The sequence below is a fragment of the Bacillus cereus group sp. BfR-BA-01316 genome (genome assembly GCF_022664195.1).
Lineage (GTDB): Bacteria > Bacillota > Bacilli > Bacillales > Bacillaceae_G > Bacillus_A.
This window is the reverse complement of record NZ_JAKUGX010000055.1, coordinates 1-12,080: the sequence shown is the minus strand read 5'-3', so window position 1 is coordinate 12,080 and position 12,080 is coordinate 1. Positions and strand designations below refer to the sequence as shown.

Sequence of the window (12,080 nt, the reverse complement as noted above, 5' to 3'; positions counted from 1 at the left end):
CTGTTGGACCTGTTGCTCCCGTTGCTCCCGTTGGACCTGTTGGACCTGTTGCTCCCGTTGCTCCCGTTGGACCTGTTGGACCTGTTGCTCCCGTTGCTCCCGTTGGACCTGTTGGACCTGTTGGACCGAGCTTAGGAACTGTCCCATCGCAACTAAAACAGCATGAATCAACATGTACACCATTTTGATTATTACACCCACAATATCCATTTGTATTATTACTCCATAAAGACATGTTGACCCCTCCTTCGTGTTCAATCTTTTAAGTACAGCCAACGAATTAAAAAATATCTTTCTAATAAAAAATTAGTTTTTATTTTCCTTATCAACTATCCGCTCTGGAATAAACCTTTTATAAACAAAGTTTTTTTCCTTACATTCTAATAAGTATTACATGCAATACGCTCTCCTTTCGCTTGTACTTTCGCCTTCCTCATTAAACGAATTTCCTCTTCTTCAATCTTAATGCGTACATGCATTTCAATAAGATATATATAAATCTATATAAATCCATATAAAACATTATTACCCGTCTAAATTTTAAAAATATATTGACACTTAAAATATCCTCATAGTATGATTTCGGTGTTGTAATTGATAACGATTTTCAATATCGTTCGTTGCAAATAAAATAATTTGTTTGGGGGCAGAAGATGAAGAAAATTTTTAGTATTTTCATGGTAATTCTTCTATTCGTTGTCGGATGTGGACAACAGAAAGAGGAGAAAAAAGAAACAAAAGCGGACAATAAAAATCAAGCTATAACAATTAAACATGCTGAAGGGGAAACAAAGTTAGATAAACCAGCGAAAAAAGTTGTTGTACTTGAGTGGGTATATTCAGAAGACTTATTAGCACTTGGTGTTCAGCCAGTAGGGATGGCAGACATTAAGAATTATAATAAATGGGTAAATACAGAAACAAAACCGAGTAAAGATGTTGTAGATGTAGGAACACGTCAACAACCGAATTTAGAAGAAATTAGCCGCCTAAAACCAGATTTAATTATCACTGCGTCATTCCGTGGTAAAGCAATTAAAAATGAATTAGAACAAATTGCACCAACAGTTATGTTTGATCCATCAACAAGCAATAACGATCACTTTGCAGAAATGACAGAAACATTTAAACAAATTGCAAAAGCTGTTGGAAAAGAAGAAGAAGGTAAAAAAGTATTAGCTGATATGGATAAAACATTTGCTGATGCAAAAGCAAAAATTGAAAAAGCAGGCTTAAAAGATAAAAACATCGCAATGGCACAAGCATTTACAGCTAAAAATGTGCCAACATTCCGTATTCTAACTGACAATTCTACAGCTTTACAAGTTACAAAAAAATTAGGTTTAACAAATACTTTTGAAGCAGGAAAATCCGAGCCAGACGGTCTCAAACAAACAACTGTAGAATCATTACAAAGTGTACAAGATTCAAATTTCATTTACATTGTAGCTGATGAAGATAACGTTTTTGATACTCAACTAAAAGGTAACCCTGCTTGGGAAGAGTTAAAGTTCAAAAAAGAAAACAAAATGTATAAATTAAAAGGCGACACTTGGATTTTCGGTGGTCCTGAATCGGCAAAATCTTTAGCGAAACAAGTAGCAGATGTAATGACAGCGAAGAAGTGATGAAACGATGAATAGCTTACAACATACACTTCGAGCAAGTCTTGTATTCGGAGGAGGAGCAGCTCTCTTGCTCCTCCTTTTCTTTATTCATATCGGACAAGGACAAGCAAACATTTCCTATAGTATGATTATCGACGCTCTTATCTCACCGAACCAATCTCTAGAGCATCAAACTTTAATCATGCTTCGATTGCCTAGAGCTGTAATCGCCATTTTAGCTGGGGGAGCTCTTGCTGCATCCGGAGTAATTTTACAAACTTTAACGAAAAACCCTCTTGCTGAAGCAAGTACAATGGGAATTCACTCTGGAGCATATTTCTTTTTAGTAACAGCTACTATTTTTTTACCGAAAGGTTTACAAATTAATTCACTTCTTTTCACATTTATCGGTGGCGCAATTACAGCTTTATTTGTATACCGTATTTCTGGCGGAAAAAAAGGCACTCCACTTCGTATGGCTTTAGCTGGTATGGTCGTTACATTAATGCTTTCAGCTTTTACTGGAACGATGCAACTTTTCTATGAAAATGAAACAGCTGGTTTATTTTTATGGGGGGCTGGGTCTCTTATTCAAAATAACTGGAACGGTGTTCAATTCGCATTTCCATTCATTATTTTTTCTTTCCTAGTTTTACTATTCATGTCACGTAAGCTTAATATCCTCTTACTCGGTGATGATGTAGCTGTTTCACTTGGAGAGAAAACCGCAGTAACACGGTTTATTGCATTCATCGCTGCAATCTTTTTAACAGCAGTAATTGTAACTGTTGTTGGACCGATTGGGTTTGTCGGCTTAGTTGCACCACACTTAATGCGGCTTATTGGTTATCGTCAACACTTTACTCTCCTTCTCTCCTCATTCTTATGGGGAGCAATATTATTACTAGGAGCAGATGTTGTCGGTAGATTAATAGATCCAACTGGCGCAGAATTACCTGTCGGGGCAGTTACAGCAATGATTGGATCACCTTGGCTTATTTATTTAGTGTATCGCATGATGAAATCGAAACAATATATGAATGATAATGGAGCTAATGCAGCTGGAGCTAGTTCTCGCTATTACTCTTATAAAAAGGTAATCATTATATCTATCGTACTTTGTATTGTGACGATTTCTCTTGGCGTTGCAATCGGTAGCAACTCTTATATCGAAAGTATAACCAATGCCATAACAGGACAATTAACACAATTTGATAAAAATATGATGATGAATCTTCGTTTACCAAGAATGCTCGTTGCCTCTATTGCTGGAGCATGTCTTGCGATAAGCGGACTTGTTTTCCAAGGCATATTACGAAATCCACTGGCTGATCCATCTATTATCGGAATTTCGTCTGGAGCAGGTGTAGGTGCTTTAACCATTATGTATGTCTTCCCTGCACTTCCTGGTTTCTACCTACCAATTGGTGCATTTATTGGTGGACTACTTGCAGTTGGAATTGTCCTTTTCTTCTCATGGAAATCAGGATTTAGTCCAACAGCTCTTGCTTTAATAGGGATTGGGATTTCAGCACTTGGCTCAGCAATTATTCAAATCTTTATCGTTAAAGCAAATTTGAACGTTGCTGCTGCTTTAACATGGTTGTCAGGCAGTACGTATGCAAGAGGATGGAATCACTTAGAAAATATTATTCTATACCCATCACTCATTCTCGTACCGATTATATTTTTCTTAATGAAACAACTCGACGTCCTTGTGCTTGGCGATGATTTAGCAACCGGACTCGGGCAACCAGTAAATAAAACGCGTCTTGCTCTAATTGTATTAGCGACACTACTTGCATCAGTCAATATCGCTGCTGTCGGTACTATCGCCTTTTTAGGCCTTGTTGCACCACACTTAGCGCGAATCGTTGTTGGCATGAATCATCAAAGACTATTCGTCTGTTCAGCACTGTTTGGAGCAATACTTCTTTCCATTGCTGACTTACTCGGACGAACAATTGCATATCCGAAAGAAATTCCTTCCGGGCTTGTTGTTGCTGTACTTGGAGCTCCGTATTTCTTATGGTTGATGAGGAAGAGCGGGAAGAAGGTTAATTAAAAGGAAGGCTTCTTGTATGGGAAGCCTTCTTTTTTATCATTCATTTTCATAGATCAACAGGAAACTAACTATTTTTCACGAATTTAACCCATGAACATAAATAGGGGGGATAACTATGTACCAAACAATTGAAGGCTTTTTACAATCATGGGAATACGAGGCTGAATCCACTCAGAAAATGCTCGATGCATTAACAGATGAATCTTTGTCACAAGAAATTGCACCTGAACACTGGACATTAGGAAGAGTTGCTTGGCATATCGTTACTGCAATTCCTATTATGCTATCTGGCACAGGACTTAAGTTTGAAGGAGAAACGAAAGATTATCCTGTCCCAACTTCAGCAAAAACAATTGCAGATCGGTATCGCAAAGTGAATACAGCTTTTGTTGAAGCACTTCAAAGCGAATGGACTGATAAAGACTTAGCTACTATTAATGACTTCTTTGGTCGCCCTATGCCGAATTCTATATTTTTAATGACACTCATTAATCATCAAAATCACCACCGCGGGCAGATGACTGTTTTAATGCGTCAAGCTGGATTAAAAGTCCCTGGCGTATACGGTCCTTCCAAAGAAGAATGGGCTGCAGCTGGAATGGAAGCTCCTAAAATGTAATGACAGAAAAAGACAAGGTGTCCTATCACCTTGTCTTTTTCTGTAACTTGTTTCATGTGAAACTATTTTTTGCTAAATGGTTGTTTTATGGAAAAGATACGTTAAAATAAAGTGAAACTTTAATCAGTTGGGGTTTTGTCCATCCCCCACTGATTATTAGCCTTCACCAATCGGGCTTTTACGGGCAGTTGATCTCCCACCTAACTCCCTCGCAGTCGCCGAATTTTGAGGTGGGAGTCTTACTGCCCGTTAATGCGGGATAAATTCATATTATTGGAAAGGAGGAACTAAATTGAATATTAAAAATAAAAAAATAACAATGGGAACTCTTCTACTAACTTCTATCATTGGAGTTATCGGGGTATCTATTTATTTCACATGTTATGGTACCCCTTGGGGAAAACAAACAGCAATTGCCGAATCAAAAAATTATATTACAAAATACTTTAATCTTGATGCGGAAGTCAAAAATACTTCTTACGATGCTAAAATGAATAGCTATGCAATCTCCTTTGAAACAAATACAGACGGAGAGTTTACTATCGAATATAAAAGTCCTAATAACTTTAACATTTCTCCAGGAGTTCAAGAGTATTTAAGTAAACACTACAAATTTACAGAGTAGTAACTAAGCATACATATACAAAAAAGAGTTGGTGTAACGCCAACTCTTTTTTACTTATTTTTGTCATGTTGTTACATCTTCCCTCTCAATATTTTTAATTCCATAATAAGCAATCGCAATACCAATTGCTGCAAATGTGAATTGTAGAGGGAGAAAAGTCGCTATAGAAAATACTGGCTGGTTATTAATTGCGATTAGTACAACGATAATAGATGAAACGATTGTAGTTGGCACCGAATGTTTACGCATTCCAAAATATAGAGGGATTAAACTTATTCCCGCCGTTGTAATTGCTAAAGGGACAAGGTTTACCCCTTCTTGAATCAATTGATCTACTGTGAATGAATTAGGAAGAATTGAAAAGTAACTATCTATTCCAAAGAAAAGTCCTACTACTAAAACATTAGATAAAATAACTGTTATAAATGTTACTATTGCTGTAATAGCCAACTTACTAATCATCATTTTCTTTCGGTTAATCGGATAAGAAAACATGAGTAGTATTGTTTTATTTTTATATTCATCAATTATTAACTTTGCGATTAATACACCACCAAAAATAATAAATGTTGCTCTTACTAATGCACTAGCCATTAACAAAATCGCCTGCGGATCCCTTATTTCTGGATCTCCTTCTATTTGAGAAACGATACTAACAAAGATTAGTAGTGCCAGTATGGCGATATTTGCAATAATTGCTCCCTTCACATACCATCCAAGCTTAAATTTTTTCATTTCTAGCTTCATAAGACGTAGCATGATAGTCCTCCTTCCTTTTTGACGGGATCTATCTCTTTATCTACTCGTTCACCTTGAGCAGAAATTACTATTTTATTAGAGTCTGTACTTTTAAATTCAATATCCCAGTTTTCACTGTCCACTTCTATTTCTTTTATATTATTTATCTCAAAAGAATTTTCTTTCTTAAAATCTTTTCCCTGAAATGTCTTAAAACCAAAAACCACACTAGCAATTGTAATAAACAAAATTGCAATTACTATTATTTTTTTCACCATTCATACCCCAGTTCGTTGTTGTTTTAATCTTGCTTCACGCCACATCAATCTTGTCGATTTTACGATACGAAAGATAACTAATAAAAATTCCTAATAAACAGAGGGCAATTGGTATAGCTATAAAGTCAAATATACTTACTTGACCGTTTCCAGTACCAAAGTTACCGTTAATTATCATCGCGATTATTACTGCAGAAGTAATCGTTGTCGGTGCCGATTTCTTTCTCATCCCAAAAAATAAAGGAATTAAACTTATTCCAGATATCATAAATGCATTTATAAAAGTAGCCGGAACAGTAGCTATTATTTCGCCCATCGTAACAGGTGTTTCAAGTAGGCCCATCATTGGATTCATACAGAATATAAGCAAACTAATAATGAAAGTAGCGATAATCGTGCTCACAAAGCAAAAACTAAAAACAATTGCTAATTTCGCTCCCATTACCACTTTTCTTTGCAGTGGGTACATAAACAATAATTGCATTGTTTTATTCTTGTACTCATCAATTACTAAACGTGATAAAATGACCGAACTAAAAATAATGAATGTTATCCTAATAACAAGATTTGCTAAAATCATATATTTTGTGAAGTCAGTGATTGCCACGTCTCCTTCGCCTTTCATTCCCGATGCCATAAGGCTCACCGCAGCAAAAATTGCTATAATACAAATTGCTACACCTTTAAAGTAACTAGATAATTGATGTTTCTTCCATTCGAGCTTCATTAATCTAGGCATACAAACCACGCCTCCATTCCTTATATAACTGTCTCTACGCTACTAACATTCTAATTCCAGCAGTAACTACGCTTAATATCCCTATCACTAGTAAAGTTAAAATCCACTTTCGTTCTGGCTTTTTATAATATAAGATTCCACTTATGAGTATTACGATAAATCCTGCTATAAGATTTAGTATTAATGCATTCATGATCATATCCCCCTCGCTGAAGTTACATTAAGCGTGAATGCCTTCTCCATCCATTACGTTTAAGAAATATTCTTCTAACGAACTATGTTTCTTATTAATACTTTCAATTTCTACATCGTTCATAATAAGTGCTTTTGAAATTGCCTGCTGCGTCGCCGCCACTTCATAAACACGAATCGTGTTTCCACTCATTATTTTGTAATTTTTTATACCGAGTTTATCTTCTAAAATATAAGCTGCACGCTTCACATCAGGAACAGTAATTTCAATGTACTCAGTTTGCTTTCCATTAATACTCTTCATTGAAACTTCTTTTATTAGTTTTCCATTTTGAATAACACCGATTGTATCTGCCATTTGTTCCATCTCGCCTAAAATATGACTAGAAACTAATAACGTAATGCCATATTCTTTGCAAAGCATTTTGAATAAATCTCTTAATTCTTTAATACCTATTGGATCTAAGCCGTTAATCGGTTCATCTAAAATAAGTAGCTCTGGTTTTGTCATGATCGCCCTTGCAATACCGAGTCTTTGTTTCATCCCTAATGAAAAATCTTTTACTTTTTTATTGTCTATGCCACTCAGTTTCACTAAATTTAAAGCATGATCAATTGCGTTCTTATCGTAATACCCCATATATTCACAATGTAAATCCAGATTTTCCTTCGCCGTTAATTTATCATAAAAGATTGGATATTCAATAATTGTCCCCATTCTTTTTAATACTTCATAAGATGTGTCTGTTAACTTCTCACCGAAAATTTCAATATCACCGCTCGTCGGTTTTATTAAATTTGTAATCATTTTCATAATCGTTGTTTTACCCGCGCCGTTCGGTCCTAAAAAGCCATAAATCTCTCCTTTTTTCACATGCATATTAACACTAGAAATAACTTCTTTCCCTTTAAACACTTTCGTTAACTGGTTCGTTTTTAATATATATGTCATGTCACTTTCCCCTTTCGCACTGCTCTATATTTCTATAATAGACAATGGAAATCTCTTTTTTCTTACCCGTTCCTTACAAATTCCTTACGTTCAAAAAAGCTTGTAGAATCTACTTCTCTACAAGCTAAAACTGCATCTTTGTTAATACAACTGTAAAAATTGTTTTTTCATACTGCTTACTAGAAAGATGAATTTCTCCATCCATCGCCTCCACAAGCCTTTTCGTAATCGTTAACCCTAGACCGCTACCTTGGTACAATCTATTTCTTGAATCTTCAAGTGTGTACATACGCTCAAACACTTTATCAATATGAGATTCATCAATTCCTTTTCCTTTATCCCATACGTCTATATACACACTCGTTTCATCATCTCTTAAAGTCATACCGAGTGTCTTTCCATCGTCTCCATATGTAATCGCATTTGATATTAAATTATTTAACACTCTGCCTAATACTTCTGTATTTCCAAGTGCATATATATTTCTTTCTGGTATATCGATATGAACATGAAAACCTTTCGTCGTCACTAAATCATAAAAAGATAAAATCTTCTCGCGACAAACTTCATTCATATTTACTTTTGTTATCTCGATTGCCTTATCACCAGATTCTAATTTTGCTAAATCAAAAAACTTATGAATCAGTTCCATCACTTCTAGTGTTTTCACATGCACCTTTTCAAGTAATATTTGCTGTTCTTCTTTACTTATCGTTTTATCCTTATTTAACATTTCTGTATATCCAAGAATAACTGTTAGTGGTGTTTTTAAATCATGTGAAATATTTGAAAGCATTTTTCTCGTTGAAATTTCCACTTTTGCATGATCTGCATTCGTTTTCTGTTTTGCATCTAATAGATGATTAATTACGACTAATAGTTTTTGTAATTCTTTATCATCCGTCATAATTAATAGCTTCTCACCAGTTTGTTCTTTTACAATTCCCTCTAATTTTTCATACGTGTATCGTAAATTGCTACTATTATTTTTTCGAATTTTATATTGCACGTAAATGACGATAAGCAATATAAAGATTACCACTGTTAAAAATATAACCATACTACATCACTTCCAATTTATACCCAATCCCCCATAGCGTTTTTATGTATTCTGGGTTAGATGGGTCAATTTCAATCTTCTCGCGTAACCTTCTCATATGAACGTTAATAACATTATCGTCACCATAATATTCTTCATTCCAAACGAGCGTATATATTTGTGCTTTCGTAAAAACACGATTTTGATTCTTCATGAATAGTTTTAAAATCTCAAATTCTTTTAAAGTAAGTTTAAGCTGTCTTCCCTTTTTTTCCACAGTAAAATTAATTGGATCAATTGTTAAATCACCAATCTGAACGGCCTCATCTTTCGATTCCACCGCTGAGTACTTTGTTGACCTTCGAATAACAGCTTTGACACGTGCTGCTAATTCAATCATAGAAAACGGTTTACAAATGTAATCATCTGCTCCAAGCCCTAAGCCAATCGCTTTATCAACATCCGTATCTTTTGCTGACATCATTAAAATCGGAACAGCACTTTTTTCTCGAATGATTCGCACAACCTCTAAGCCATCTAACTTTGGCATCATAATATCGAGGATAATCAAATCAAATGAACCTTTTAAAAATGCGTTAACTCCTTCTTCTCCATCAGATGCGATTGTAACTTGAAAACTTTCTTTTACTAAATATGTTTCAACCATCTCTTGAATTGAGATATCATCTTCAACTAATAAAATATGATATGACATATTTCTATCCCCTTTTTTTACAAACATTAACATTTTAATTGTATCGTAACGAATGAATGCTGGAAAGAATTATATGAATTTTTAAACCAACTTCCCTTCCTTCCCTAACAATGATATGATGAAATTCACTACTATTGTTCATAATTAACTTTATATAAAGGAGACTTATCATGTCAGAAAATAAAAAAGTAAGCTTAGCTGATTTAATGCGCGAACAACTTGCAAAGAAAAAGCAAGGAAATGGAAACGGCTCAAATAATGGAAATCAAAGTCAAGCAACGAAAAAATTACAAAACCAACAAACGAAGAAAACAAACAACCAACGTAGACGTACAGGTGTATAAATGAACGGGCAAAAACGATCTAACATTTCATCAGGTCTTGAAGTTGATATTGTATTAAAACAAGATCAACGTACAGGCAAGCTAACAAGAGGAATTGTAAAAGATATTTTAACTAATTCACCCTCTCATCCGCACGGCATTAAAGTACGATTGCAGGACGGGCAAGTTGGCAGAGTCCAAAATATCATTCAATAAGAAAAGGAGCTCATTTAAACTTGAGCTCCTTTTTTCTTTATTAGGCTTTAATTTTCTCGATGAAAACTACTTTTAAATAGTCCCCTTCTTTAAACTGATCAATTGTACGGAAATCTTCCGGTAAAGAATGCTCTTCTAATATTTTATATTTACCGTTCATTTCTTTAAATGCTGTATCGATAAAGCCATTAAACTTTTTCATATCGAATGCGCTACAATTTGTAGAAGCAACGATAATACCGTTATTTTCTGTAATGGCAATTGTTTCTTTTAATAAGTTTTTATAATCTTTCGCCGCACTGAACGTATATTTTTTTGAGCGTGCAAAACTTGGAGGATCAAGTACCACCATATCAAACTTCATCTTTTTCTTAACTGCATATTTGAAATATAGAAATACATCTTCTACAATAATATCTTGTGCTTCATAATCAATTTCATTTACACTGAACTGCTCAATCGTTTTACTTAAACTACGATTTGCAAGGTCAACACTTGTTGTTTTACTTGCGCCACCAAGTGCTGCAAATACAGAGAACGCTCCTGTATAAGAGAACATATTTAAAACTGTTCTTCCTTTTGCATATTTATCACGAATTTGTTTTCGAACGTTACGCTGATCTAAAAACACACCAACCATCGCCCCGTCATTTAAATATACAGCAAAGTTTACACCGTTCTCTTTTACGATAAGTGGGAACTCACCGCGCTCTCCTGCTACGAAATCATCACCTTCAATGTACTTTCCTTTCGTATCAAAACGCTTTTTCTCATAGATGCCTTTAAAGTTTGCTACCTTTTGAAATGCTGCTACGATTTCATCGCGGAAAGTATAAATACCTTCACTATACCAACTTATTACGTAATAACCGTCATAATAATCGATAATTAACCCACCAAGGCCATCACCCTCACCATTCAGGGCACGAAATGCTGTTGTATCATTTGATTTATAAAAATGTTTTCGTTTATGTAAAGCAGATTTGATTTTACTTTCAAAGAAAGATTGATTCACTTGCTCCTTCTCTTTTCTCGTTAAAATCCAACCATACCCTTTATTTTGTTTTCCATAATAGCCTTTTCCGATGAATTGGTTCTTCTCATCTACTACGTTGATGATTGTTCCTTCTTCACGTACATCATTTAAATTTTGAATAGCATCTTTTAAAATAAGTGGATATCCACTTTTAATTTCTTTTATAAACTTCGGTTTTATTTTTATAGTTACTTCAGATCGCATGTAATGTCTTCCTTTCCATTTGAATGCTTTCTAATTAGTAGGAAGCAATGTAAAAAACGAGGCTGAAAAAAGCCTCGTTTCACTATACCATATTATTGCTTTGCTCGTACAACTAGCTCATTCTCTCACATAACCGAAAAAAACTTATATATTTCATTATTACTATTGACAATGATAATGATTTTCATTATCATTAATGTATATGAATTCATGAAATTAAAGATAACTTTATAGGAGGAATAAACATGATTATTGTTGCAAATATAGCTAAAATTACAAAGGGTAATGGTCATAAATTAATCGAGCGTTTTAATAAAGTTGGAAAAGTTGAAACAATGCCTGGTTTTTTAGGATTAGAAGTTCTTTTAACACAAAATACAGTTGATTACGATGAAGTAACAATTAGCACTCGCTGGAATTCAAAAGAAGATTTTCAAGGTTGGACGAAGAGCTCAGCATTTAAAGATGCTCACTCACATCAAGGCGGGCTACCAGAGTATATTCTCGACAATAAAATCACTTACTATGATGTTGAAGTCGTACGCATGCCAATGGCAGCAGCTCAGTAAAAATACGTTTCATAAAAAAGTATAGAAGTATGAAAAGGAATATCCCTTCTCATTAAAATGTACCCTATAGAATAGACACTTAAAAAAAGTCTATTCTATAGGGTATTTCTTGTATAATAAGAGGAAAATTGGGATCGGAGAATGTTCAAAATGACAAAAAAGC

14 protein-coding genes and 2 pseudogenes are annotated in these 12,080 nt (G+C 34.6%); 7 read left to right on the top strand and 9 right to left on the bottom strand.

Annotated features, from left to right (window positions below; all coding sequences use genetic code 11):
* Positions 1-235: pseudogene (locus MR071_RS24445) on the bottom strand (collagen-like protein); the annotation flags it as partial.
* A gap of 418 nt (positions 236-653) precedes the next feature.
* On the opposite strand from MR071_RS24445, the gene MR071_RS24440 reads away from it, so the two are divergent.
* The 4 genes from MR071_RS24440 to MR071_RS24425 all read left to right on the top strand — a co-directional run bounded on the left by MR071_RS24440 (position 654) and on the right by MR071_RS24425 (position 4,916).
* A complete protein-coding gene (locus tag MR071_RS24440) occupies positions 654-1,628 on the top strand; it encodes an ABC transporter substrate-binding protein (protein WP_105584331.1) in 975 nt (324 codons plus the stop codon).
* A 7-nt stretch (positions 1,629-1,635) separates the two neighbouring features.
* Entirely contained in the window at positions 1,636-3,672 is a 2,037-nt protein-coding gene (fhuB, locus tag MR071_RS24435; protein ID WP_242238187.1) for a Fe(3+)-hydroxamate ABC transporter permease FhuB, read from the top strand.
* A 115-nt stretch (positions 3,673-3,787) separates the two neighbouring features.
* Positions 3,788-4,291 carry a DinB family protein gene (locus MR071_RS24430; protein WP_105584329.1) on the top strand — a complete coding sequence of 168 codons (504 nt, stop codon included), beginning with the start codon at positions 3,788-3,790 and terminating at the stop codon, positions 4,289-4,291.
* A 292-nt stretch (positions 4,292-4,583) separates the two neighbouring features.
* Positions 4,584-4,916, top strand: coding sequence for a YfjL-like protein (locus tag MR071_RS24425; RefSeq protein WP_105584328.1), 333 nt, complete (start codon positions 4,584-4,586; stop codon positions 4,914-4,916).
* A gap of 63 nt (positions 4,917-4,979) precedes the next feature.
* On the opposite strand, the gene MR071_RS24420 is transcribed toward MR071_RS24425, so the two are convergent.
* The 7 genes and pseudogenes from MR071_RS24420 to MR071_RS24390 form a co-directional block, all read right to left on the bottom strand.
* Positions 4,980-5,675, bottom strand: coding sequence for an ABC transporter permease (locus MR071_RS24420; protein WP_242238186.1), 696 nt, complete (start codon positions 5,673-5,675; stop codon positions 4,980-4,982).
* 11 nt (positions 5,676-5,686) lie between these two features.
* Positions 5,687-5,932, bottom strand: a pseudogene (locus tag MR071_RS24415) (hypothetical protein); the annotation flags it as partial.
* A 34-nt stretch (positions 5,933-5,966) separates the two neighbouring features.
* Positions 5,967-6,671 carry an ABC transporter permease gene (locus MR071_RS24410; RefSeq protein WP_242238185.1) on the bottom strand — a complete coding sequence of 235 codons (705 nt, stop codon included), beginning with the start codon at positions 6,669-6,671 and terminating at the stop codon, positions 5,967-5,969.
* Positions 6,672-6,705: 34 nt separating this feature from the next.
* Positions 6,706-6,864, bottom strand: a complete 159-nt coding sequence (locus tag MR071_RS24405) for a hypothetical protein (RefSeq protein ID WP_181149444.1) — start codon at positions 6,862-6,864, stop codon at positions 6,706-6,708.
* Positions 6,865-6,891: 27 nt separating this feature from the next.
* Entirely contained in the window at positions 6,892-7,815 is a 924-nt protein-coding gene (locus MR071_RS24400) for an ABC transporter ATP-binding protein (RefSeq protein WP_242238184.1), read from the bottom strand.
* Between the two features lie 124 nt (positions 7,816-7,939).
* Positions 7,940-8,875 (bottom strand): HAMP domain-containing histidine kinase, encoded by a 936-nt coding sequence (locus MR071_RS24395; protein ID WP_105584324.1) that lies wholly within the window; start codon positions 8,873-8,875, stop codon positions 7,940-7,942.
* A 1-nt stretch (position 8,876) separates the two neighbouring features.
* The gene (locus MR071_RS24390) at positions 8,877-9,569 is read right to left on the bottom strand and encodes a response regulator transcription factor (protein ID WP_105584323.1); all 693 of its coding nucleotides are present in this window, start codon (positions 9,567-9,569) and stop codon (positions 8,877-8,879) included.
* A 170-nt stretch (positions 9,570-9,739) separates the two neighbouring features.
* Here MR071_RS24390 and MR071_RS24385 point away from each other — a divergent pair, with 170 nt between their 5' ends.
* Positions 9,740-9,913, top strand: coding sequence for a hypothetical protein (locus MR071_RS24385; protein WP_105584322.1), 174 nt, complete (start codon positions 9,740-9,742; stop codon positions 9,911-9,913).
* Complete coding sequence (locus MR071_RS24380; RefSeq protein WP_001014315.1) at positions 9,914-10,108, top strand: YwbE family protein; 195 nt, start codon at positions 9,914-9,916, stop codon at positions 10,106-10,108. It begins immediately after the preceding gene.
* Positions 10,109-10,148: 40 nt separating this feature from the next.
* Here the strand turns inward: MR071_RS24380 and MR071_RS24375 are convergent, their stop codons facing one another.
* The gene (locus MR071_RS24375; protein WP_105584321.1) at positions 10,149-11,348 is read right to left on the bottom strand and encodes a class I SAM-dependent rRNA methyltransferase; all 1,200 of its coding nucleotides are present in this window, start codon (positions 11,346-11,348) and stop codon (positions 10,149-10,151) included.
* A 245-nt stretch (positions 11,349-11,593) separates the two neighbouring features.
* On the opposite strand from MR071_RS24375, the gene isdG reads away from it, so the two are divergent.
* Positions 11,594-11,917, top strand: coding sequence for a heme oxygenase (gene isdG / locus MR071_RS24370; RefSeq protein ID WP_242238183.1), 324 nt, complete (start codon positions 11,594-11,596; stop codon positions 11,915-11,917).
* Positions 11,918-12,080: the final 163 nt, after the last annotated feature.